At 69.3% G+C, this 22,565-nt stretch carries 21 protein-coding genes; 5 read left to right on the top strand and 16 right to left on the bottom strand.

What is annotated here, in order from left to right:
* Positions 1-1,074, bottom strand: a complete 1,074-nt coding sequence (locus tag ACFV9C_RS13415; RefSeq protein ID WP_380193367.1) for a zinc-dependent alcohol dehydrogenase family protein — start codon at positions 1,072-1,074, stop codon at positions 1-3.
* A 152-nt stretch (positions 1,075-1,226) separates the two neighbouring features.
* On the opposite strand from ACFV9C_RS13415, the gene ACFV9C_RS13420 reads away from it, so the two are divergent.
* Entirely contained in the window at positions 1,227-2,093 is an 867-nt protein-coding gene (locus ACFV9C_RS13420; RefSeq protein ID WP_380193369.1) for a universal stress protein, read from the top strand.
* Here ACFV9C_RS13420 and ACFV9C_RS13425 read toward each other — a convergent pair.
* On the bottom strand, positions 2,083-2,892 hold the full coding sequence (locus ACFV9C_RS13425) for an amino acid-binding protein (protein WP_380193371.1): 810 nt from the start codon (positions 2,890-2,892) through the stop codon (positions 2,083-2,085). The two genes, ACFV9C_RS13420 and ACFV9C_RS13425, sit on opposite strands and share 11 nt — an antisense overlap.
* Positions 2,893-3,046: 154 nt before the next feature.
* Between ACFV9C_RS13425 and ACFV9C_RS13430 the strand changes: the two genes are divergently transcribed.
* Entirely contained in the window at positions 3,047-3,829 is a 783-nt protein-coding gene (locus tag ACFV9C_RS13430; RefSeq protein WP_380193373.1) for a universal stress protein, read from the top strand.
* Positions 3,830-3,938: 109 nt separating this feature from the next.
* Here the strand turns inward: ACFV9C_RS13430 and ACFV9C_RS13435 are convergent, their stop codons facing one another.
* The gene (locus ACFV9C_RS13435; RefSeq protein ID WP_380193376.1) at positions 3,939-4,673 is read right to left on the bottom strand and encodes a dienelactone hydrolase family protein; all 735 of its coding nucleotides are present in this window, start codon (positions 4,671-4,673) and stop codon (positions 3,939-3,941) included.
* 76 nt (positions 4,674-4,749) lie between these two features.
* On the opposite strand from ACFV9C_RS13435, the gene ACFV9C_RS13440 reads away from it, so the two are divergent.
* Positions 4,750-6,354 (top strand): SulP family inorganic anion transporter, encoded by a 1,605-nt coding sequence (locus ACFV9C_RS13440; RefSeq protein ID WP_380193377.1) that lies wholly within the window; start codon positions 4,750-4,752, stop codon positions 6,352-6,354.
* Here ACFV9C_RS13440 and ACFV9C_RS13445 read toward each other — a convergent pair.
* The 10 genes from ACFV9C_RS13445 to ACFV9C_RS13490 all read right to left on the bottom strand — a co-directional run bounded on the left by ACFV9C_RS13445 (position 6,316) and on the right by ACFV9C_RS13490 (position 18,819).
* Entirely contained in the window at positions 6,316-7,095 is a 780-nt protein-coding gene (locus ACFV9C_RS13445; RefSeq protein ID WP_380193379.1) for a class I SAM-dependent methyltransferase, read from the bottom strand. The two genes, ACFV9C_RS13440 and ACFV9C_RS13445, sit on opposite strands and share 39 nt — an antisense overlap.
* Before the next feature lie 197 nt (positions 7,096-7,292).
* On the bottom strand, positions 7,293-8,606 hold the full coding sequence (locus ACFV9C_RS13450; protein WP_380193380.1) for a sensor histidine kinase: 1,314 nt from the start codon (positions 8,604-8,606) through the stop codon (positions 7,293-7,295).
* On the bottom strand, positions 8,603-9,274 hold the full coding sequence (locus ACFV9C_RS13455) for a response regulator transcription factor (RefSeq protein WP_380193381.1): 672 nt from the start codon (positions 9,272-9,274) through the stop codon (positions 8,603-8,605). The genes ACFV9C_RS13450 and ACFV9C_RS13455 overlap by 4 nt, the downstream gene beginning before the upstream one ends.
* A gap of 36 nt (positions 9,275-9,310) precedes the next feature.
* Positions 9,311-9,829 carry a hypothetical protein gene (locus ACFV9C_RS13460; protein ID WP_380193382.1) on the bottom strand — a complete coding sequence of 173 codons (519 nt, stop codon included), beginning with the start codon at positions 9,827-9,829 and terminating at the stop codon, positions 9,311-9,313.
* 82 nt (positions 9,830-9,911) lie between these two features.
* On the bottom strand, positions 9,912-12,836 hold the full coding sequence (locus tag ACFV9C_RS13465) for a DUF5722 domain-containing protein (RefSeq protein WP_380193384.1): 2,925 nt from the start codon (positions 12,834-12,836) through the stop codon (positions 9,912-9,914).
* 14 nt (positions 12,837-12,850) lie between these two features.
* Positions 12,851-14,293, bottom strand: a complete 1,443-nt coding sequence (locus ACFV9C_RS13470) for an ABC transporter substrate-binding protein (RefSeq protein ID WP_380193386.1) — start codon at positions 14,291-14,293, stop codon at positions 12,851-12,853.
* A gap of 27 nt (positions 14,294-14,320) precedes the next feature.
* Positions 14,321-15,184: a carbohydrate ABC transporter permease gene (locus tag ACFV9C_RS13475; RefSeq protein ID WP_380193388.1), complete on the bottom strand. Its 864-nt coding sequence runs from the start codon at positions 15,182-15,184 to the stop codon at positions 14,321-14,323.
* A gap of 2 nt (positions 15,185-15,186) precedes the next feature.
* A complete protein-coding gene (locus tag ACFV9C_RS13480; protein WP_380193389.1) occupies positions 15,187-16,107 on the bottom strand; it encodes a carbohydrate ABC transporter permease in 921 nt (306 codons plus the stop codon).
* Positions 16,108-16,226: 119 nt separating this feature from the next.
* Entirely contained in the window at positions 16,227-17,237 is a 1,011-nt protein-coding gene (locus tag ACFV9C_RS13485) for a LacI family DNA-binding transcriptional regulator (protein WP_380193391.1), read from the bottom strand.
* 16 nt (positions 17,238-17,253) lie between these two features.
* The gene (locus ACFV9C_RS13490) at positions 17,254-18,819 is read right to left on the bottom strand and encodes a DUF5722 domain-containing protein (protein WP_380193393.1); all 1,566 of its coding nucleotides are present in this window, start codon (positions 18,817-18,819) and stop codon (positions 17,254-17,256) included.
* Positions 18,820-18,993: 174 nt separating this feature from the next.
* Here ACFV9C_RS13490 and ACFV9C_RS13495 point away from each other — a divergent pair, with 174 nt between their 5' ends.
* Positions 18,994-19,950 (top strand): VWA domain-containing protein, encoded by a 957-nt coding sequence (locus ACFV9C_RS13495; RefSeq protein WP_380193395.1) that lies wholly within the window; start codon positions 18,994-18,996, stop codon positions 19,948-19,950.
* A gap of 15 nt (positions 19,951-19,965) precedes the next feature.
* Here the strand turns inward: ACFV9C_RS13495 and ACFV9C_RS13500 are convergent, their stop codons facing one another.
* From ACFV9C_RS13500 to ACFV9C_RS13510, 3 genes are all read right to left on the bottom strand, one after another.
* The gene (locus ACFV9C_RS13500) at positions 19,966-20,847 is read right to left on the bottom strand and encodes a hypothetical protein (RefSeq protein WP_380193397.1); all 882 of its coding nucleotides are present in this window, start codon (positions 20,845-20,847) and stop codon (positions 19,966-19,968) included.
* Positions 20,844-21,338: a SigE family RNA polymerase sigma factor gene (locus tag ACFV9C_RS13505; RefSeq protein WP_380193399.1), complete on the bottom strand. Its 495-nt coding sequence runs from the start codon at positions 21,336-21,338 to the stop codon at positions 20,844-20,846. Before ACFV9C_RS13505 ends, ACFV9C_RS13500 begins: the two co-directional genes overlap by 4 nt.
* A gap of 67 nt (positions 21,339-21,405) precedes the next feature.
* Entirely contained in the window at positions 21,406-22,182 is a 777-nt protein-coding gene (locus ACFV9C_RS13510) for a phytanoyl-CoA dioxygenase family protein (RefSeq protein WP_380193400.1), read from the bottom strand.
* A gap of 170 nt (positions 22,183-22,352) precedes the next feature.
* On the opposite strand from ACFV9C_RS13510, the gene ACFV9C_RS13515 reads away from it, so the two are divergent.
* The gene (locus ACFV9C_RS13515; RefSeq protein ID WP_380193402.1) at positions 22,353-22,550 is read left to right on the top strand and encodes a hypothetical protein; all 198 of its coding nucleotides are present in this window, start codon (positions 22,353-22,355) and stop codon (positions 22,548-22,550) included.
* Positions 22,551-22,565: the final 15 nt, after the last annotated feature.

Raw genomic sequence — 22,565 nt, forward strand, 5'->3', positions numbered from 1 at the left:
TTATCCGAGCCGGGCGTTGGCGCGTTCGAAGCCCTGCTCGCTGAACAGGGCGACCTTCAGTGCGCCGGAGGTGGCTGGGGTGCTGAAGACGTCATACGCGTCCTGCATCTCGGCCAGGCCGAAGCGGTGGGTGATCAGGCCGGGCAGCTGCAGTCGGCCGGCGGCCAGCATGGACAGGAGGCGCGGGGTGGAGAACGTGTCGACCAGCCCGGTCGTGATCGTGACGTTCTTGATCCACAGGTCTTCGAGGTGCAGCGTCGCCGGTGCGCCGTGGACGCCGACGTTCGCGACCCTGCCGCCCGGGCGGACGAGACGTGTGCAGAGCTCGAAGGTCGCCGGTACGCCGACCGCCTCGATCGCCACGTCGGCGCCCAGCCCACCGGTCAGCTCGCGGACCTTCGCCTCGACGTCCTCGTCGGGGCCGAGGGCGAGGTCGGCGCCGCGTTCGAGCGCGGCCTTGCGGCGCGAATCGGCGGCGTCGACGACCACGACGCGGGCGGGCGTGAACAGCTTGCTCGTCGCCAGCGCCGCCAGCCCGATCGGCCCGGCGCCGACGATCACCACGGTGTCGCCGGGCGAGACGTTGCCGTTGAGTACGCCGACCTCGTAGGACGTCGGCAGGATGTCGGCCAGCAGTACGGCGTCCTCGTTGCCGACGTCGTCCGGCAGCTTGTACACCGAGCGGTCGGCGTACGGGACGCGGACCAGTTCCGCCTGGGTGCCGTCGATCAGGTGGCCGAGGATCCAGCCGCCACCGCCGAGGCACTGCCCGTAGCGCCCCTGCCGGCAGTACTCGCACCGCCCGCAGGAGGTGATGCACGAGACCAGAACCCGGTCCCCGACCGCCACGCCGCGGACACCGGTGCCGACCGCGGTGATCGTGCCGACGGCCTCGTGACCGAGGATCCGTCCCGCCTGTACGGCCGGCACATCCCCCTTCAGGATGTGCAGATCGGTGCCGCAGATGGTCACCGCGTCGACGCGGACGATCGCGTCCTCGGGATCCTGCAGCACCGGGTCAGGCACCTCGCGCCAGCTCCGCTGCCCCGGACCGTTGTAGACCAATGCCTTCATCTCCGAACCTCCCTGAACGAGACTTCCCACCCCCGACTCTCGGCGACCCGGCCCGCCCCGGCAGCGGCCAAAGGACACCTGTCCACCGGGACCTTCCGCCCTGCCTGCGCGAGTGCCTCGGGACTTGAATGGAACTGCCGCGAGGAGGCGCCATGACGAAAGAGCTACCTGTGCTGGTGGGGATCGACGGGTCCCGGGACGGCCTGATCGCACTCACCTGGGCAGCGTCGTACGCCGCTGTCTGCAACGCCGCGCTCCATGCGGTGTACGTCGTGGACGAGCAACTGCCCGCGGGTCCGCCAACGGACGACGGCAGCGCGGTACTTGCCGACGCAGCGCGAAGGCTCGACGAGCTAGGTTTCCGAACCGCGTCGCTCGAGGTCCGGCACGGCCACCCCGCGCAGGTGCTGCTCGACCTCTCCGAACGTTCCCAGGCCCTCGTCATCGGCCGCCGCGGGATGGGCGGCTTCGCCGAGCTGGTGATCGGCTCCACGTCCCAGGTGTGTACGGCGCTCGCCACCACGGTGCCGCTGGTCGTCGTACCGGACACCTGGGACCCGGCGGCCCCGGCGTACCACCGGATCGTGGTCGGGGTCGACGGCTCCGTCGAAGGGCAGGACGCGCTGCGGTTCGGGTTCGAGCTCGCGGGGGCGACCGGCGCGGAGCTGCTCGGCGTCCACGCGATCGAGGTACGGGAGACGTACCCGGACCCGAACAGCTGGTTCGATCCGAGCCGGCCGTGGATCGAGACCGCCGACGAACTGCTCGCGCAGACCCTCGACGGCTGGACCGAGAAGTACCCGGACGTCCGCGTCGGCAGTCACGGGGTCGTCGACCATCCCGTCCTCGTCCTGGCCCGCGAGTCCCAAAACGCGGACCTCGTGGTGGTCGGCGGCCTCGGCCGTACGGCGTTCTCCGAACTCCGGATGGGCTCCGTCGCGCGCGGCCTCCTGCACCACTCGCACTGCCCGGTCGCGGTGATCCACCACCCAGCTCCGAGCCGCACCGCTAGCGACTGATGGTCTGGGCCGCCTCCGCCAGCTCGGCAAGCCGGTGTGCGCGGGCCGACTCGGCCGGGGTGAACGGCTCACCCGGTCGGCTGAACACGAACAGACCCGTCCACGGCGACGGCACCTTCAGCACATCGCCCGGCAGCTGTCCGGCCAGGGCAGCGCGGTCCGTGACCAGCTGAGCGCCGAGGAGTTCGGCGACCGCGTGGGGCAGCTCGGCCGGGTCCGCGACGACCCGCGCCGACAGGCTCAGCGCCTTCGTCTGCCCGTCGACCAACGCCAGCGCGGTCGTCGGCCAGACGTGGGTCTCACGTCCGCCGCCTGCCCTGACCGCTGCCTCGACGTCGGTCGCCGTCAGCTCGTCCGGCGCCGACACCACCAGTTCGTCCCGCACACCGTCGTCCACCGGATGCACATGCAGCCCGAGGATGTTCGCATCCAGTACGGCGAGCCGTCGGGTCACACTCTCCAACGAGCCGGCGCGGTCGTCGAGTGTCACCCGAATCCGCCACAACGTCCCGGTCCCCTGCCGCGGCCGGACCGTCGGCGCGTGCAGCCATGAACGGAGCAGCCGCATGGTCGACGGCTCCACCACCCAGATCACCAACGCGGTCGTCACGCTCGCGAGCACGGCCACGGAAATCAGGTACGGCGGATGCGCGGCGAGCACCACCGCATGCAGCGCCAGCTCCACGGGCGCGACCGCGACGAGCTTCGCCAGCGTCAGGCGCAGCCTCCGCGGATGCGGCAACCGCCCGCACACCTCGCACGCCGTACCACCGGTCAGCGTCGTCCGCAGCGACTCCATGGTTCCAGAGTCCCCGGCCCGGATTGCCCGCGTGTTGCGCGGCTGTGAAGTTCATCAGTCGGGTCGAAGGTCCCGGGTAGTGGGTACCGAACGGCCGGTGCCGGCGGGTATCAGCTGGTGGATGCTCGGGTCCATCACCTTGAGGAGACCCCGCATGATTCACCGACCCGTTGTCGTCGGCATCGACGGCTCTCCGGCCGCGGACGTCGCGGTCCGCTGGGGATCCCTGGAGGCCGCGTCGTTGACCAGCGATCTGCGCTTGCTGTGTGCGCTGCCGGCCGGCGCGTCCGCACCCGCCGCGGCGGACATCCTGAACCGCGCGACCTCCCTCGCCCGCAGCGTCCGGCCCGGCATCGTCCCGGAGACCCGGATCGAGAACGGCACGCCGTCGACCGTGCTGGTGAAGGCCTCCGGCGAGGCCGCGGTCGTGGTGATCGGCAGCCGCGGGCTCGGCCTGATGCTCGGGTCGCTGGTCGGCTCCACGGGCCTCGACCTCGCCGCGAACGCGCGCTGTCCGGTGGTCGTCGTACGGCCTGACCTCGGCAGCACGGCCGGCATCCGGGTGGTGATCGGGTACGACGGTTCGCCCGGGAGCGAGGTCGCGCTCGACTACGGACTCGACTACGCCCGCCGCCACGATCTCCTGGTACGGGTCGTCGCCGCGCAACCGGTCGGGACCGAGCTGCACCGGATCACCGAGGACGACCTCCGCCGAGCGGTCCACCAGCGCGGCGGCCACGACGCCGAACTCGTCCAGATCTCCGGCCACCCCGCCGAACACCTCCTCCGCCTCGCCGCCGACGCCGGCCTGATCGTCCTCGGCGCCCGCGGCCGCGGCGGCTTCGCTGGCATGTTCCTCGGCTCCGTCAGCCAAACCGTCCTGCACCACGCCGACTGCCCCGTCGCGGTGATCCCCGCCGCGATGACCGACGGCTGACCCTGCGGATCTGCACGCCATCACAATCACAGCTCGCCCGCCTCCGTCAGCCTCCGCCCGCGACGAACGCCGCGCGGCCGACGATTGTGATGGCCTGGAGATCCACCCCTCAGTGTGCGGTCAGCTTCTCCTCGAAGAACGCCAGGACGCGGTCGACGCCCTCCTGCTGACGGTTCTCGGTCAACGTCGAGTGTTTGCGACCAGGGAACTCCACCGCGATGAAGTTGTCGCCGAGCTCGCGGCGAAGGGTGTCGAACCGCGTGCCGACGGCCGGATCGTCCTTGTAGCGCAGGCCGAGCACCTGACACCCCGCGGCCACCTTCGCCTTCACCGACGCCAGGTCGGCCGGACTGAGCCCCAGGTCGGCCTTCCGTGCGGCGCCGACCGGAGCAGGCGACGCAGGCTGGGCAAGCACCGGCGCCGCAACAGGCGCATCGGCCAGCATCGCGAGGGCGAAGCCACCCGTCATACACATGCCGACCGCGCCGACGCCCGGTCCACCCAGCTCGTCGTGCAACTCGCGAGCCAGCGAACGCAACCAGCCCGCGACCGGGGTCGTCCGCCCCATCGCGAACATGCTGAACTCCCTGCTCACACAGATCCCCGCAACGGTCCGCAGCGACTCCCCCATCGAGGCTGGAGCACCCGGCCGCCCGAACAGCGACGGCATCACGACCGTGAAGCCACGAGCCACCACTTCTTCGGCGAACTCGAGCACCCCGGGCGTGATGCCGGGGATCTCATGAATCACAACCACACCCGGCCCGCTGCCCTTGCGGTACGTCGGGTGTGTAACGCCGTCTGCCGTGTGGCTACCGAGAGCCCAGGAGTCGAGCGAACTCATAGCACCGGACCATACACCTGGAGTACTGCCACGAGCCGCCGCGACTTTGGTCCCACCCGCCAGAGTCCAAGGCCTCTTGTCGCACGCCCCGGCCGCGACCGTCGCGGGACTGCCGCCGGTCACTGGACTCTGGGCCAGCATCGGCCCGCTCGCCGTCTACCTCCTGTTCGGCTCCTCGCGGCAGCTGTCCGTCGGCCCGGAGTCGACGACCGCCTTGATGACAGCAGCCACGCTCGGCCCGATCGCGGCGGGCGATCCGGCCCGGTACGGCGCGCTGGCCGCCGCCCTCGCGGTGATGGTCGGCGTACTGGCGGTCCTGGGCCGGCTGGCCCGGCTCGGGATTTTCGCCGATCTGCTCTCGAAACCTGTGCTGGTCGGCTACATGGCGGGAATCGCCGTGCTGATGATCGCCAGCCAACTGGGCGCGGTGACCGGCGTCGCGGTCACCGGCGAGGGCTTCGTACCCAATGTCCGTTCGTTCGTCGCCCTGGCCGATCACTTGCACTGGCCGACCACTCTGCTGGCGGCGGCTGTACTCGTCCTGCTCCTGGTCGTCGGGCGATTGTTGCCGAGAGCACCAGGTCCGCTGATCGCGGTGCTGCTGGCGACCGCGACTGTTGCCCTGTTCTCCTTGCGCGACGACGGCATCAGAGTCGTTGGCCAGATCCCGCGCGGTCTACCAATCCCCGGCTTCGACCGGGTCCAGGCCTCCGACCTCACCCGACTCGCGCTGCCCGCCCTCGGCGTTCTCCTGGTCGGCTTCTCCGACAACGTACTCACCGCACGCGCCTTCGCCAGCCGTACAGGCCGGACGGTCGACGCGAACCAGGAACTGGCGGCACTCGGCGCGACCAATCTCGCCTCGGCCGTCCTGCACGGATTCCCGGTCAGCTGCAGCGGGAGCCGTACGGTCATCGGCGACTCGCTCGGCAGCCGGTCGCAGCTCTACTCGGCCGTCTGCCTGGTCGGCGTCGTACTGACGCTCGTCGTCGCCGGACCCGCCCTCACCGGGTTCCCGACCGCGGCGCTCGGCGCGATCGTCGTGTACGCCGCACTCCGGCTCGTCGACGTCGCGGAGTTCCGCCGGATCGCCCGCTTCCGGTACAGCGAGCTGGTACTCGCCGTCCTCACCACCGTCGCGGTCCTCGGCCTCGGCGTACTGTACGGCGTCCTCGCGGCGGTCGCGTTGTCGGTCATCGACCTGATGCGCAAGCTCGCGCACCCGCACGACGGGATCCTCGGCTACGTACCCGACGTGGACGGCATGCACGACATCGACGACTACCCGGACGCCAGGCCCGTCCCCGGCCTCGTCGTCTACCGGTACGACGCCCCGCTGTGCTTCGCCAACGCCGAGGACTTCCGCCGGCGCGCACTGGAATCGTTGTCCTCAGCAACAGACCGGACCGAGTGGTTCCTGCTCAACGCCGAGGCGAACGTCGAGCTCGACGTCTCCGGCGCGGACGCCCTCGAGCAACTGCGCGCGGAACTCGACCGGCGCGGCATCGTGTTCGCCATGGCCCGGGTCAAGCAGGACCTCCGCGACCAGCTGACCGCCGCCGGCCTGGTCGAGCGCATCGGCGCCGACCGCATCTTCCTGACGCTTCCCACCGCGGTCGAGGAGTACCGCCGCCGGCACTCCTCAGGGTTTGGTGGCGCGGGTGGCGTAGTAGCCGGGTAGCCAGCCGGCGGTGGCGTCGGCGTGGTGCGGGGCCTCTTCGAAGCCGGTGATCACGAAGCCGGCCGCGAGCTGGCCGCCGAGCTGCTCGGCCATCGTGTGGCTGTACTCGAGCGGCGCGTTCGCTCCCCACAGCCGCTCGCGTTCCTCGGCCGGGACGTGTGTCAGGTCGCTGTACGGCAGGCGGTGCCGGACGACCAGCTCGCCGCGGGCGTCCATGATCTCCTGGTCGAACAGGTACACGTCAGGGTTGAGGAACCCGCACAGCAGGGTCCCGCCCGGCCGCAGCACGCGGAAGCACTCGCGCCATACGGGTGCCAGCTCGGGGACGAACAGGTTCGAGACCGGGTTGAAGACCAGATCGAACGAGGAGTCGGCGAACTCCGACAGGTCGCGCATGTCGCCGAGCACGGTGCGCAGGTCGAGCCCCTCGCGCTCCGCGACCAACTGGTCCTGCTCCAACTGACGCGGCGAGTTGTCGAACACCGTCACCCGCGCCCCGGCCGCGGCCAGAATCGGCCCTTGCTGCCCGCCACCCGAAGCCAGACAGAGAACGTCCACCTCGGACAAGTCCGCCGGGAACCACGCCCGGTCAACCGGCTGGTACCCGATCAGTACGACGGACCAGTCCCCGGCCCGCGCCCGCTCGACAACCTCGGGAGCGACCGGCTTCGACCACTCGTTCCCACTGTCCACCTCAAGGTCCCACGCCACACGGTTATGCGCCACCGGATCAAAACTCACGCCCATACGGTAACGCCCCCCGCCCCCGATAACGTGATCCTTTTCCTATCAGGCGGGGGGATCCGATGTCAGTCACCAATTCCTGGACAAAGATCGTCGAATGGCTGGCCGCTTGTGGATGGACGTCGCACGCTCCGGGTCTCCGCGAATGGGCGATTGCCGGAGGTGGACGAGGGTTATCTGCGGTGGTCCGCTCCCTAGGCCTCGGTGGGGAAGGTGAGGGTGAACGTCGAGCCGTGATTGTCGGTGCGTACTTCGAGGGTGCCGTCGTTGGCGTGGGCTACGTTGCCGACGATTGCCAGGCCGAGGCCCGAGCCGGGCATTCCGCGGGCGGCCGGTGATCGGTAGAAGCGTTCGAAGATGTGGGGCAGGTCGTCGTCGGGGATGCCCGGACCATGGTCCGTGACCGAGACCCGGCCGCCCGCCACCACGACCTCGACGGCGCCGGGGCTCCACTTGAGGGCGTTGTCGATGAGGTTGCTCACGGCGTGCTCGACCGCGCCGGGATCGACGTACACCAGGCAAGGCCGCAGCTCGGTCTCGACCGGGCGGTTCCGTACGGCGGCGGCGGTCACGAGATCGAGGCGCACGAGCTCCCGATGCGGCACGGTCTCGCCGTACCGGGCGAGGTCGACGAGGTCGCTGATCAGCTGCCGCAGCTCCCCCGCCTGCTCCCGGGCCGCCCGGACCAACGCCGGCGCCTCCGGATCGGCCAGCGCCGCGCCGTCGTCGAGCAGGTCGAGGTTCGTGGTGAGACTCGTGAGCGGTGTCCGCAGCTCGTGCGAGGCGTCCGCGACGAGCTGGCGCTGCGCGGTCACCGACTCGTCCAACGCGCCCAGCATCGTGTCGAACGCGGCACCGAGCCGGCCGACCTCGTCCGTCCCGTCGGCACCGAGACGCGCCGTCAGGTCGCGGGTCCGCGTGACATGCTCGGCGGCCGCGGTGAGCTCCGCAACCGGACGCAGGATGCGGCCCGCGGCGAGACGAGCAACGCCGTACGTGATGAGCGCGGCGGCGATCGTGAGCCCGGCGAGCAACAGTACGGCGTTGCGCAGCGCGCTGTCGTCCGCGTTCCCGGCCCGGCTCGTGCGCACCAACGCACCGACCGAGGTGTCCGGCATCGGAGCGGTGTAAAGGCGGAAAGGCTGGTTGTTGTAACGCACATCGGCGAAATACGCCGGCTGCGCACCCGAGGCCGTCGCGACATCCCGACTGTCGAGCGGACCGAAACGGGTGGACTGACCCGCGTCGACGGGTCCGGGATACAGCTGGACGTCGATCGAGCCGACCGTTACAGGCTTGTCCAGTACGGGCGTTGCGCCCTTGTCGCTCGTCGACTCCTTCAGCCGCTGGGCGATCGCGGACGCCTGTTGCGCCGCGTCGATCAGCGAGGCGTCCACCCGTCCGCGGAGGCTCGCCGCGTACGACAGGTACAGGACAGTACTCACGCCGGCCGCGACCACCAGCACGATCAGCGCCGCCGCACCCGCGATCCGGTTCCGCAGCGTCACGGGGTATCCCGCAGTACATATCCGAGCCCACGGACCGTCTGGAGAACCCGTGGCTCACCACCCGCCTCGAGCTTCCTCCGGAGGTAACTCATGTACACCCAGAGGTTGTTCGACCCCGGACCGAAGTCGTAGCCCCACACCGCCTGATAGATGCTCGTCTGACTCAGCACCCGGCCGGGGTTGCGCAGGAACAGCTCGAGCAGCAGGTACTCGGTACGACTCAGCACGATCTCGCGGGCCCCCCGACGTACCCGGGAGCCGGCCAGATCGAGTACGACGTCGCCGTACACCAACTGCTCGCTGCTCACCTCGTTGCGGCGAAGCAGCGCGCGGATCCGCGCCCGCAACTCGGTCAGCGCGAACGGCTTCGTGAGGTAGTCGTCCGCGCCCGCGTCCAGCCCCGCGACGCGGTCGTCGACCAGCTCGCGTGCGCTGAGCATCAGGATCGGGGTGCGGTCACCGCGGGAGCGGAGCCGGCGGCAGACCTCCAGCCCGTTCGGCTCCGGCATCGCGACGTCGAGCACGATCGCGTCGACCGGCAGCCGCGCGGTCTGGCGCAACGCCTCACCGCCCCCGTCGGCGGTGTGGACCTCGTAGCCGTCGCGTGCGAGTGCGACGACCAGCGAGCGGCACACCGCCGCGTCGTCGTCGACCACCAGCACTCGCACGCGACTCATTGTGCGCCGTACTCGCCCGTTCCGCCCCTACTTCCCGGCCATGCTCTGCTTGACCGCGTCCAGCGCGGCCGCGAGCTGCGCCGGCTGGACGCCGAGGTCGTGCGCGACGGCAGCGAACCCGGCACTGTGCAGGTCGACGCCGTCCGGTTCGCGGCTCAGCGCGCCGATCCGGTCCAGCGCCCGCTGCGCGGCAGCTGCCGGTACGCCGAGCCGCGACGCGAGGGCGCCCGCCGCCACCGGACCGGTCAGGCTGCGATCGCCCTGAATGCCGAACACGGAGTACACGATCCGCTCCGCCGTTGCCCGGCTGGTGTGAGCAGCCGCCGCGAACGCCGCGATACCCGCGTCGGTACTGCCACCGGCCCGCTTGGCGGCGACCAGCCCCGCCTGCAGCCGGCTCTCGCTCAGTCCGGCCGAGGCGGCCACCGACGGCAGCTCCGAGGGCTTGCTCGGCTTCGGCGACGTTTGGGCAATCGCAGGGACCGCGATCCCCGCGGCGGCGACGACTCCCACGATGGCGCCGACCAGGCGACGGTTGAGTTTCATGACAGGCTCCTTTACTGCTGTTGGTACCTGCCACTCCACCCAACCGCCCCTAGACCCACCGTCCGAGAACCTTAGAGAACCCCTAAAGGCTGTCGAACCACCCCAGCGAGTCGACCTGGAAGTGCGCACCCCAGTTCGGATAGTCACCGCCGACCGCGTGCATCGTCACCTCCACGTGATCCACCGACGACCGACCCGCCCAGTTCGACACGTCGAGGCTGACCTCGTTCCACTGATCCGCCTTGTACGGCTGGGTGATCGTCTGCACCGACGACCCCGACCGCAGCGTGAACGTCACCTCGTACCCGGTCGAGTTGGGCGCCCCGCCGTACGAGTCGACCCACGCCACGACCCGCTTCGCCGCGGACAGGTCGAGCGGCTTCGGGGGGTCGACATACATCGTCTTGGGCAGCAACGACGACTCCACCGGCGAAGCACCGTCGAGCATGTACGGACCCGCCTGCGGTACGCCGGGACCGTTCGCCGTCGCTGTTGCCGCCGAAACGGACGCGATGCCCGACCCGGCCTGCCAACCCTGTGTCGTGCCGTCGTCGAAGTCGAACAGCGGCTTCGCCACCGGCACCGGCTTCGGCGGTACGGCGACCGCGACCTCGTACTCGAATCCGGCCACCTGGAAGCACATCCGCGGACTGTACGGATCCGCCGGCGCCGACCTGGCCACCGTCGCAGCGAACGTCGTCGCAGCCCCCGGCGCGATACCGGTCGTCGGGAACGTCGACGGGTCGAGCGTGACGCCGTCGCACGGCCTCACGTCCGTCGGATCGCTCACCGGCCGCAGGTCGTCGTTCCGGACGGTCACCCGTACCGGCTTCCCGGCGCCGATCCCCTCCGGCGCCGCGGCCGCGATCGAGAGGTTGCCGGTCCGATCCGCTCCGGCGAGGGCGCCGGCCAGTTGGACGTCGTCCAGGTCGAACGACCCACTCCACGCCGCCTGCGTACTCCCCCGGACCCACACCTTGATCCGGGCGATCCGTCCGCTCCACCCGGACAGGTCGATGCTCGCCCGCTGCCAGTCGGCACCGTCGCCGAGCCGGGTAGCGCCTTCAACGACCCGGCCGTCGTCGCCGTACGCCTTGATCTTCACGAACCGCGTGCCGACCGCGGCGTCCGCCGGGATTCGGATCCGGACCGAGAGCGCCTGCGCCCCAGCTGTGTCGACCGCCTGAGGCAGTACTACGTCCGTACCGCGCCACAGCTGGGCGAGCTGCGCCGCGTTGCCCGCCGACCAGGTGAAGTGGGTACGCAGTACGCCGTCCACAGCCGTCACCTGATCCGACGCGTCGGACACCCGCCAGCCCTGCGTACCGCTGGTGAAGTCCATCAACGTGCGCACCTGCCGCGGCATCGCCGTACGGCTGGCGCCGACCGTCGCCGGATTGCTCCGGACGGCGAGCTTCGCCGGATCCCAGCCGGGCACCAGCTCCGACCAGTCCTTGATGCCGATCACGTCGAGCGCGAACTTCGTCGCCTCCAACGACCGGCTGGTGTCGATGTCGCGGAACACGTTGTACACGAGCTTCTGCGTCTTCGGCGCGGCCGGTGCGTCGACGGTGTCGTCCCACCACCACAGGCCGAGCCGCAGCCCGCCCTCCTGCCGGTGGTCGACGTGCCGGTGCAGGATGAACGCGTCGATCCCGGGCAGGAACGCGACCTTGTAGTACGCCAGCGCGTAGCAGGCGGCCTGGTTGCGCTCCGACTCGGCGCTCGTGTTCGGGGTGTTGCAGCCCTGCTCGGACAGGATGATCCGCCGCTGCTGACCGTCGTACGTCAGCCCCGGACGGGACAGGTACTGCGGCAGCACCTCGATGTTGCGCAGGGTGATCTTCGGGGTGGAGTCCGGGTCGCTGGTGGTGTTGCCGTCCTTCCAGAAGCGCGGGTCGACCAGGTTGTCCGGATAGGGGTGGTAGGCAACGTTCCACGGGTAGTCCCCGTGTACCTTGGTCATCGCGTTCAGCCGATCGACGACGTCCTTGCCCGCGTAGTACCGCTGCGGATCCGGTACCAGCGAGCGCGCCCAGGCGTGCGTCAGCGATACGTACGTACGGGCTTCGCCGTACGCCTTGCGGGTGGCGAGGTACGTGATCCGCAGCGCGCGTTCGTAGTACGGCAGGAACTCGTCGATGGTCTTCAGGCCCATGTTCTGCCAGTCCCACGGCGCGTCGATCTCGTTGCCGACGATGAAGCCGGTGGCCCGGCCGTACTGCTGGTCGGTCCGGGTGTACCGCTGAGCGAGGAACTCGACCGCGGCGGTGTAGTACGCGATGCCCTCGGCGGTCTTGGTGTTGAAGCCGAAGACGGGTCCGCCGCGCAGGTCCGCGTCCGGATGCTTGAGCACCTGCCAGCTCGAGTTCGGGCGGTCGTCGCGGTAGAGCAGCAGGATCAGGTTGACCACGGTGCGGTTGTCCGACAACGGCTTGATCTGCCGGTCGATCCCGCCGACCGCAGCCGCGTCGAAGTAGAACGTCCGGCCCTGGGACACGAACGGGATCGACTGGCCGGCCCCGGCGTCGGACATCTGCATGATCTGGTTGAACGCGACGTTGATCGCGGCATGCCCGACCCCGAGCTCCTCGGCGTCGGCGGTCAGCTGGACCTGCAGGCCCTTCTTGGTCGGGCTGGTCGGGTACGGGTACGAGTTGGTCGGCGTGATCGCGACGTCGTCGACCTGGTGGTCGGTGCCGACGATCGCTCCATCGGCGACGGCCACGAACTTGTCGTAGTACAACTGCGTCGAGACTGTTGCCGCGAAGGCACCGGCGGCGTCGGATCGTACGGTCGCCACCGGCGTGCCGCCGTTCCACGCGGAGTCGTCCTGCTCGACCCCGAGCGCGTAGACGGCCACATCGGTGGCGGCCCCGGCAGTCCCCTTGACCTGGATCGATTGGTCGGTGGCCCGGACCGAGGTGATGCCGGCCGGAGCCGCCGCGGCGGACGTGGTCACGAGTGCCGCGGCGGTGAGGGCGGTGACCACCGCCGCGGTGATCATGCGTCGGATACTCGTCATTTCGCCCACGCCTCCGTCCACCCGGCGTCCTTGGCCTGTTCCTTGACCGCGGCGGTCCAGTCCTCCTTGAGTTTCTGCATCGTTTCGGACTCGCTCTTGGTACCGAGCAGATAGCCGTCGTACACGGGCTTCCCGGCCAGCGCCTTCGGCCGCAGATCGAGGCCCATCACCCGCGGCGGATGGTTGAACCACTCCCCGCTCATCAGCCCCTGCAACCCCGGCGCCGCCTTGCCGTCCCTGGTCGCCGGGATACCGCCCGACTTGTCCAGCCAGGCCTGTCCGCCCTCCGTGCTACTGGCGAACTGCAGGAACTTCACCGCGGCGTCGAGCTGCTTGCCCTTGGTCGTCGACGGGATCATGTACGACGTCCCGCCGGCCTCCGCGCCGAACCGGGCCGGCGTACCGTCCGACACCGAGGTGTCCGCCGACGTGATGGTCGGGAACGGCATCGTGCTGTGCTTCCAGGTCACCTCGTCCAGGCTGGAGTCGGCGAAGTTCGTGCCCCACGCGATCGCGGCCTTCCCGCCGACGAAGTCGTTGCCGCCGACGAACGAGGCACCACCGGCGATACCGGACCAGTTCGGCGTCGCGCAGGCGTCGAACATCTTCTTGATCAGCCGCAGCCCCTCGGCCACCTCCGGCGTCGAGGTCGGGTCCAGCTCGCCGGTCAGGATCGCGTGCGCGACCGACTTGGCCGTCAGCTGCGCGGCCTTGCCGGGTTTGCCGTCGGCGTCGAACTGGTTCCATTTCGCGTAGTACTTGTCCATCAACATGCCCATCACGACGTTGTACGTCCAGCCCTGGCCGAGCCAGCCGTTGTCCATCGCGAGCGGCGCGTACCCGGCCGCCTTCAGTTTCGGGCAGGCCGTCAGGAAGTCGCCGTACGTCTTCAGCGGCGCTTGAACGCCGGCCTTCGCGAACGCGTCGACGTTGTAGTAGAGGCCGATCGTCACCAGGTTGAACGGCACCCACTCGTAGTGGCCGGCGGCGTTGCGCACCTTGCCGGACTTCGGTCCGAACTGGTCCGGGTTGAAGATGTCGATCCAGTGCTGGTTGCCGGGGACGTACGGGTTCGGCTTGGTCAGGTAGTCGTCGAGGGCAACGACCTGGTCGGGCTGGTGCGGCGCCTGGTTGAAGACCAGCTCGGGCGCGGTGCCGGCCGTCAGCTGGGTGGACAGGGTCTGGACGAAGTCGGGGATCGGCAGCACGGTCGTCTCGACCTTGATCCCCGGCTCCTTCTCCTCGAACCGCTTGACCAGGTCCTCCCAGGCCGGGCCGAAGCTCTTCGGGTCGGAGTTCCACTGGTTCGGCCCGGCGATCGTGATCGTCACCTGGTCACCGGACCCGGCCCCCGAGCCGTTACAGGCAGCTGTCAGTGACAGCAGCCCCGCCAACGCGATGCACGACAGCGCGCGGGCGGCGCGATGCGGTCTCGCCATCGAGATTTCCCTTCTGGAGGTGGGGTTTCAGTGACTGCCCGGAAGACCGCCTTGGACTCCGGCCAGGAAGTGCTTGGACAGCAGGACGAACAGCACGAGCAGCGGCAGGCTCGCGAGCATGTAGCCGGCGAACATCGGGCCGTACGCCGTGCCCGTCTGGCCGTGGAAGAACAGCAACCCGACCGACACCGTGCGGTACTGGTCCTTGGTGATCGTCAGCAACGGCCAGAAGAAGTCGTTCCAGACGCCGTTCACCGTCACCAGCGCGACTGTTCCGATCACGGGCATCGACAACGGCAGCATGATCGAGGTGAACATTCGCACTCCCCCGGCACCGTCGGTCCGGGCCGCGTCGAACAGCGACTGCGGGATGCTCTCGACGAACGTCTTCATCAGGATCGTGCCGAGGACGACACCGCCCGCGATGTGCGGGATCACCAGGACGGCGTACGTGTTCAGCAAACCGAAGTCGCGCATCATCACGAACAGCGGGATCAGGCTCGAGATGCTCGGCACCATCATCAGCGCGGCGATCATCGCGAACAGGAACCGCCGGCCGGGAAACGAGTACCGGGCCAGGACGAAGCCGGCCACCGACGACAGCAGCAGGATGCCGACGATCGCCGCCGCCGCGACCAGGAGCGACGTGAGCAGGTACGGGCTGATCTGCTGCCACGCGGTCGAGTAGTTCTCCAGGTGCAGCGGCCAGGACGGCAACCAGTAGTTCGTCGCGAACTGCAGGTTGTCCTTGACCGACGTACCCAGCATGAAGACGTACGGCCCGAGACTGAGCAGCACCAGGATCGTGAGGCCGGCAATGACGCCGGCCTGGCCGCGCTTCCGGCGCGTCCGGTGGACAGTCCGGCGCCGGGTCGCTCGGGTGTCGAACATGGTCACATCCCCTTCGCGTCGGACAGGCCGCTGCTCCGGCGGCGAACGAAGACGATCACGCACGACAGCACGAGCGTGATCACGAACAGCGTGGTGGACAACGCCGCCGCGTAACCCCAGTCACCGCCCTGGTACGCGACGTCGAGCATCCGCAGTACCGGCACCGTCGTCGCGCCGTCCGGACCTCCGGACGTCACGATGTATGCCAGGAAGCCGTACTGCAGCGTGGCCACGACCGCGAGGAAGAACAGCAGCTTGATCTGGGCCGCCAGCAACGGCAGGTCGATCGCCCAGACCCGGCGCAGCCTGCCGACACCGTCGAGCTCGGCGGCCTCGAAGACCTCGGCCGGGATGTTGCTCAGGCTCGAATAGATGATCAGGAACGGCAGCCCGGCCACGAACGGGAAGCCGATGAACAGCAGGCTGATCAGCGCGAGGTGCGGGTCGCCGACCCAGTTCTGCCGCAGCCCGGGCAGGCCGACCGCGCCCAGCGCCTGGTTGATGACGCCCTGGTTCGGGTGGTACATGAACGACCACACCAGCGCGGTCACCACGCCGGGGAACGCCATCGGCACGATCAGCAGCGTGCGGTAGACGAACTGCAGTCGCCGGTTGCGCAGCGAGATCAGCAGCTCCGCCGCGAGCAGCGGGATCGCCCACATCACCACACCGAAGACGAAGATCAGCCCGAGGTTGCGGAACGAGCTCCACCACAGGTCGTCGTGCAGCATCGTCCGGTAGTTGCCCAGCCCAACGAACGTCGAGTGGCCGGCCGGCTTCCAGTCGAAGAAGGAGTGCCAGATGCCGCTCGCCGCCGGGTAGTACTGGAACACCAGCAGCGTCGCCAGCACCGGGATCAGGGTCAGGTAGACCGCGAACGGCCACCGCCGCCGCCGTCGCGCCACGGTCGAGGCCACCGACATGAAGGGCTCCGTTCACCGAGTCGAAACGTTTCAGTGGAACTGTGGCGGAGCACTACCTGCCTGTCAAGGGCGGAACGGCGAGCTGTCCAGGATCGGACGGCGCCCGGATTGTAATCGTTTCAGTGGCGGCGTGAACTCGCGCGCACGATCAGCTCGGGCTGGATCTCGACATGCCGCGGCGGTCCCGGCACCTTGGCCCGGGCGAGCTCCCGGACGAAGTCGACGGCGGCCCACCCGAACACGTCCCGCGGCCGCCGTACCGTCGACAGGGGTACGACGGACGACGACGCGAAGTCGATGTCGTCGTACCCGACGAGCGCGACGTCCTGCGGGATCCGCCAGCCGGCCGAGATCACCAGCGACTGCAGCAGCCCGACCGCGATCAGGTCGTTGATCGCGAACACGCCGTCGGGCCGGCGGCGGACGGACCGGCGGACCAGCTCGTCGCCCGCGTCCCGGCCCGCCTCCACCGTGCGCTCCTTGGTAGGCACGATCTCCAGCGTCACCCCGCGGCGGCCGGCCGCCGCCTGCTGGGCGCCGAGCACGCGCTCCTGGATCTGCGGCAGCGTCGCCTCTCCCCCGATCACGGCGATCCGCCGGCAGCCCTGCTCGATCAGGTGCTCGACCGCCCGGCGGGCGCCGGTCACGTCGTCGATGGCGACCGACGCGAACCCGTCCCGATCGGCGTGCCCGTCCATCAGCACCGTCGGCACCTTGTGCCGGTCGAGCAGGTCGAGGACGTCGGGCGTCGCGCTGCCCGACGCGAGGATCATCCCGTACACCTGCTTCTGGACGGCGAGGTCGACGTACCGCCGGTCGCGGTCGACGTCGCCATGGCCGTACAGCAGCATCAGGAACAGACCGAAGTCGGTGGCCCGCTGCTCGATCACCTCGGCCACCTCGCCGAAGAACGGGTTCCGCAGCTCCATGCTCAGCATCGCGAGCATCCGGCTGTGCCCGGCGCGCAACTGCCGGGCCGCCTCGTTCCGGATGTAGCCGAGCTCGTCGATCGCCTTCTGGATCCGCCGCGCGGACTCCGGCCCGACGCGCTCGGGGGCGTTCAGGTACGTCGACGCCGTACCGAGGGAAACCCCGGCTTCCCGTGCGACGTCGCGAATACTGGCAGGCACCGTCTCATCGTACGGTCTACGTCACGACGTACCCGAGCACCGACTCCAGCACGTAGCCCTCGCAGTTGCTCTGCACCGTGATCAGGTGGTCGTTGTCGGCGTCCCGCCGGCAGCGGTACAACGGCTGGGTGCCGGCGACCTGAGTCGTGTACGCGTAGCCGACCGGGCCCATCGGGAACTGTCCCTCGCAGTCGACCGCCCGGGTCAGGAACGTCTGGCTGCCGAGCTTGCACTCGTAGAGCATCACGGTGCCGGCGGCGGGCTGACGGAGGACCTTGTACGTCTGCTCCTGCGTGACACCGCTCGGCAGCAGGCGGGAGGAGGCGCGGTGCTTGCCCGCTGCCGCGTCGTACCCGCGGCGGAGCGTGATGTACGGCAGGGTCTCGAAGCCGCACGACAACTGGGCCGGTGTCAGGTCGTTGCGGTTGGCAAGCGCATACGTGGACCACGCGGGTTTCGCCGTACCGTCGGCGCGGTGCAGGCCCAGCGAGACGCCTTCGCCCGCGTTGTCGGACATCCGGTGGTAGATGTAGCTCTCGATTCCAGGTGTTCCCAGTACGTCGATGAACGATCGGCATACGCCGTCCGCCTGGGCCGCCTCGCTCGACGGGCTCGCCGAGTTCACGCCGTTCTCGGTGAGCTGGACCTCCCACGCCGACGGGGTGTTCGGGAACTGCTTGCGCAGCCAGCCGACCAGCACGCCGAGGTTGCCGAAGCTGACCCGCGGGTAGTCGTCAGCGCCGAAGTCGGGACGGGTGAGGTCCGGTGGGTAGGCGTGATGGGCGACCCGCCAGGCGCGGGCGCCGAGCTTAGGCGCGAGGGCGGTCAGCATGGTCTGCTCGGACAGCACCGGACTGCTCGCCGCCGGCTGGTCGAACACGGTGCCGAAGCGGTGATCCAGCGAGATCAGCACCTTCGCGGTGGACTGCTGGGCGACGACAGCGTCGTACGCCGCGTTGTAGTTCTGCGCGTACGTGTCGATCCAGGCGTTCTGGTCACAGGCGACGCCCTGACCACAGCCGATGTCGAACCAGTCGTTGGAGTTGACCTCGTTGTGGATCACGAAGTCCGCGAGCCGGCCGTTCCCGTGCTGCCCGTCGTACCGCTGCGCCAGCATGCCCGCGAATCGCCCGTAGTCGGCCGCGTTGTCCGGCGCGCAGAAGATCTCGAACCCGGGGTACGCCGGCGAACAGGCGCGATTCACCCGCGCCCAGGCGGGCACGCCGTACACGACCGCCGTCACGACGACGCCGAGGTCCGTGTACGCCTTGATCTCGGCATCGGTCCGGGCGTCGACGGTGAAGCAGTGGTTGTCGAACTGCTGCTGACCGCCCGCGCACGGCGGCGCGGTCACCGACGGCTCCCAGTTGGCCCAGACCATGTTCATCGCGACACCACCGACGTTGTTCCCTGCCACCTCCGCCCGGTTCGGCCAGAAGTCGGGCTGCAGCCCCTTGATCCGGTAGTCGCTCCGGGTGGGGTACGGCAGCGCACTCGAGACGGCGGCGGGTGGGCCGCCGGTGAACTGCAGGAGCGTGGAGAGAACCAGCAAACCTGAGAAGAACCTGCGAGCCAGCTTCATGGCGACCTCCTGGGGGCGGGCGGAGCTGTCCAGACCATTAGCCACCGCCGCCGCCCCTGAGCCCACCATCTTGACCGCCATCGGCCACGCCTGGAGTGCGGGGTTACAGTGGCCAAACCATGAAACTCGCGCTGTCGGTCCCCGGCTGCCTCACCCGCGAACGACGGCGCTGAGGTGTCGCACTTCCTGTCGCCCGGGCGGCTCTGGCTGCTGATCCTGATTCCGGCCGCCGTCGCGGTCTACCTGATCCTGCAGCGGCGGCGGAACGCGTACGCGCTGCGGTTCACCAACCTCGCGCTGCTGGACCGCGTCGCGCCGCGCCGGCCGCAGTGGCGCCGCCACCTCACGGTCGCGCTCGTACTGCTCGCCGCGACGTCGTCGGTGATCGCATTCGCCCGGCCCAAGGCCGAGGTCAAGGTGCCGCGGGAACGCGCGACCATCGTGATGACCATCGACGTGTCGCTGTCGATGATGGCCACCGACATCGACCCGAGCCGGCTCGGCGCCGCCAAGAAGTCGGCCAAACAGTTCGTCAACCAACTGCCGGCCAAGTTCAACGTCGCCCTCGTGGCCTTCGCCGGCACGGCGACCATCGTCGTCCCGCCGACCACCGACCGGGCCGTCGTACTGCGTGCCATCGACGGCCTGCAACTCGCCGAGTCGACCGGGACCGGCGAAGGCATCTTCGCCGCGCTCCAGGCGATCACCCAGCTGCCGCCGGACCCCGATCACCCGAACGAACCGGCGCCCGCGCGCATCGTCCTGGAGTCCGACGGCAAACGCACCGTCGGGCGCACCATCCAGGAAGCAGCCGCCGCGGCCAAGGCCAAGAACGTCCCCGTCTACACGCTGACGATCGGCACCCAGTCCGGCTTCATCGAGATGGACGGCATCCGCGAACGCGTACCACCCGACCCGGGCGAGATGCAGGAGATCGCCCGGATCACCGGCGGGAAGGCCTACAACGCCGAGTCCTCCGACCAGCTCGACAACGTCTACAAGGACATCGGCTCCTCGGTCGGCTACGACAAGCAGGACAAGGAAATCACCTCCCGCTTCGCCGGCATCGCCATGCTCCTCACCTTCGTCGCCGGCGCCGCCTCCATCGCTACTGCCACCCGCTTTCCCTAACCTACTGGGGCCTCGTCAGCTGCTGATCTTGAACTTCGGTGAGGTGACCAGCTCGGCCAGTTGGTTGGTGGTGAAGATCGGCTGCGTCAGCGGCGAGCGGGCGTCGTTGTCGGTCTTCTTGGTCTGTGCGAGGTACACGACCGTGCCGTCGGGGTACCGGTAGGCGGCCCACTGGTCGTAGCTGTCGTGGCCCTTCGTGGTCACCACGCCGACCTTCTTGCCGGCGACATCCACGACAGCACAGGTGCCGGTGCCACCCCAGAACTTCTGGGCCAGCTTGCACGGAGTCGTCGACGGCTTCCCGTCAGGCGTGGTCGACATCGCCAGCAACCCGCCGACCCGGTCGCCCTTCTGCACCGGGATGATCGCCTGGTACTCCCAGTAGTCCGGCTCGCCGTCGTTCGACGCGTACTGCGCCTGCGGCCACCGCATCCCCCGACCGTCCGGGTACTTCAGGCTCGGCGCGGTGAACCCCGCCGGTACCGCCGAGCTCAGCTGGTTCATCAACGCCACGGCTCGGTCGGCGCGCGGACCCGCGGTCGCCGTACGGTCCGTCTGCCCCTCCGGCCACGGGTCGCCCGACTTCCGGGTCGCGGGCGCCGACGGCGTCACGGTGGAGACCGCCGAGGGCGTCGCGACCGTCGGCGTCGCGGCCGCCGGCCCGGTGCCTGCCACCATCGGGTTCGTCGGCCGGTTGCCGGCGTAGTGCACGACCAGCGCCGGACCGGCCCCGAGGACGACCGCCATCGAGACGACCGCCGCCCCGGTCACCGCGATCCTGCGCCGCTTGAGCGCCCGGCGGCCCTGGACGAGGGCACTCGCCGGGTCCATCGACGGCGGCGGAGTCGTGCGCACCATCAGGTCGTGCAGCGCCTCGCCGAGATCCTCTTCCTTCATCGCACTCTCTCCTCTGCCAGCAGACCGCGCAGCGTCGCCAACCCGCGCGCCGCCTGGCTCTTGACGTTTCCCGCCGAGCAGTCGAGCAACTCGGCCGTCTGCTCGACGGACTGGTCCTCCCAGTACCGCAGGACCAGAACGGCCCGCTGCCGCGGCGGCACCTTCGTCAGCGCCTCCAGCAACACGAGCCGTTCGTCGGCCAGGCCGGACGACGGCGCGGGCCGGTCGGTCTCCGGAGACCCGACCGACTCGTGCCGGAACCACCCCCGGCGCCGCTCGGACAGGAACGTCCGTACGAGCGTCTGCCTGGTGTAGCTGTCCATCGCCTCGTGCCGCTGGATCCGGCGCCACACCAGGTAGATCTTCGTGAACGTCTGCTGAACCAGGTCCTCCGCCCGATGCCAGTCGCCGCACAGCAGGTACGCCGTACCGCGCATGGCGTCGGACCGTGCGGCGAAGTACGCCTCGAACGCGGCGTCCCGGTCACTCATCTGTCCTCCCGGTCCTCGATACCGGGTTAGACACGCCTACGAGTGCGAAGTTGGTTGCATCGGCGGGTCAGATCGGCAGCGGATCGTAGTTCGCACCGAAGGGAGCATCCGGACGGGCGAACTCGCCCAGCAGGGCGCGCCGCAGCGGAGTGGTGCGTTCGAGGAACTCGGGGTCGTTGCCGAAACGGTCGGCCGGACGGACCCACGGCGGGCTGTAGACGTAGTGGGTCGTGAAGCGGTCGTAGTCGCCGTCGTGGCGGTAGGTCCGGTGCCAGACGCCGTTGTGGAAGACCAGCGCGGCTCCCGCCTCGGCGCACACGACGTGGCCGATCGCGACGTCGCCCTTGTTCTCCCGGATCGAGGCCGGCAGGGCCACCCGCGAGCGGTGGCTGCCCGGGATCAGCTCCATGTTGCCCATCCCGGGCTTGGTCTGGTCGGTCAGCAGGTACGACACGCGCAGCTGGATCAGCGGAACCGGGTAGCCCAGCTCCTTGAAGTCGAACGCGGACGATCCGTCCTGGTGCCAGCCGCCGTTCCCCGCGTGCGCGGGCTGCATGGTGTTCCAGCCGGCCTGCAGCACGAACCGGTCACCGAGCAGTCCCTGAACCTTCGGGAGTACGTCGGGATGGTCGATGAGCCGCTCGAGCACCGGCTCGCTCTCGTACGTCCGGCCGATCTGCCCGAACTCGCGGTCCCGGTCCGCGTGCAGCCGCTGCGAGACGTCGTACGCCTCCGCGGCCTCGTCCTTCGTCAGGACACCGGGAATCAGGAAGTAACCCCACGACTCGAAGATGAAGCGGTCGGTCTCGGTCAACGCACCCTTGCCGACGACAGGATCGAGCATGTCTGTGCCCTCTTTTCGTGGTGAACCGGCGGTCACCCACCAATTCTGACGCCACCCGTGTACCGATAAACATCCCGACTCGCCACGAAGGCGGTCGGGACAACCAGGGTGGGTGCCGCTACGTTGAAAATCGACATTCCTGACCCAGAAGGGACGCGAACATGTCCGCAATGGACGCAAAGCTGGACAAGGCATACGAAGGCAAGTCGCTCGAGGAGCTCGCGAACGCTCCGGTGGCTGCCCTCCAGGGCGTCAGCGACAGCGACGCCGAGCACCTGAAGGCGGCGTTCAACATCGTCACGGTCGGCGACCTCGGCACCAACAAGTACTTCCTCTGGGCGCAGGCCATCGCCAAGCTCGCGGAGTAACGCAGACCGGTCGAG

It is taken from the genome of Kribbella sp. NPDC059898 (genome assembly GCF_042730855.1).
In the GTDB taxonomy this organism is placed as follows: Bacteria; Actinomycetota; Actinomycetes; order Propionibacteriales; family Kribbellaceae; genus Kribbella.

Bases quoted from the DNA above. Each gene is read 5' to 3' on its own strand.
- ACFV9C_RS13415 (WP_380193367.1), bottom strand. From the start codon at position 1,074: ATGAAGGCATTGGTCTACAACGGTCCGGGGCAGCGGAGCTGGCGCGAG.
- ACFV9C_RS13420 (WP_380193369.1), top strand. From the start codon at position 1,227: ATGACGAAAGAGCTACCTGTGCTGGTGGGGATCGACGGGTCCCGGGAC.
- ACFV9C_RS13425 (WP_380193371.1), bottom strand. From the start codon at position 2,892: ATGGAGTCGCTGCGGACGACGCTGACCGGTGGTACGGCGTGCGAGGTG.
- ACFV9C_RS13430 (WP_380193373.1), top strand. From the start codon at position 3,047: ATGATTCACCGACCCGTTGTCGTCGGCATCGACGGCTCTCCGGCCGCG.
- ACFV9C_RS13435 (WP_380193376.1), bottom strand. From the start codon at position 4,673: ATGAGTTCGCTCGACTCCTGGGCTCTCGGTAGCCACACGGCAGACGGC.
- ACFV9C_RS13460 (WP_380193382.1), bottom strand. From the start codon at position 9,829: ATGAAACTCAACCGTCGCCTGGTCGGCGCCATCGTGGGAGTCGTCGCC.
- ACFV9C_RS13465 (WP_380193384.1), bottom strand. From the start codon at position 12,836: ATGATCACCGCGGCGGTGGTCACCGCCCTCACCGCCGCGGCACTCGTG.
- ACFV9C_RS13470 (WP_380193386.1), bottom strand. From the start codon at position 14,293: ATGGCGAGACCGCATCGCGCCGCCCGCGCGCTGTCGTGCATCGCGTTG.
- ACFV9C_RS13475 (WP_380193388.1), bottom strand. From the start codon at position 15,184: ATGTTCGACACCCGAGCGACCCGGCGCCGGACTGTCCACCGGACGCGC.
- ACFV9C_RS13480 (WP_380193389.1), bottom strand. From the start codon at position 16,107: ATGTCGGTGGCCTCGACCGTGGCGCGACGGCGGCGGCGGTGGCCGTTC.
- ACFV9C_RS13490 (WP_380193393.1), bottom strand. From the start codon at position 18,819: ATGAAGCTGGCTCGCAGGTTCTTCTCAGGTTTGCTGGTTCTCTCCACG.
- ACFV9C_RS13500 (WP_380193397.1), bottom strand. From the start codon at position 20,847: ATGAAGGAAGAGGATCTCGGCGAGGCGCTGCACGACCTGATGGTGCGC.
- ACFV9C_RS13505 (WP_380193399.1), bottom strand. From the start codon at position 21,338: ATGAGTGACCGGGACGCCGCGTTCGAGGCGTACTTCGCCGCACGGTCC.
- ACFV9C_RS13510 (WP_380193400.1), bottom strand. From the start codon at position 22,182: ATGCTCGATCCTGTCGTCGGCAAGGGTGCGTTGACCGAGACCGACCGC.
- ACFV9C_RS13515 (WP_380193402.1), top strand. From the start codon at position 22,353: ATGGACGCAAAGCTGGACAAGGCATACGAAGGCAAGTCGCTCGAGGAG.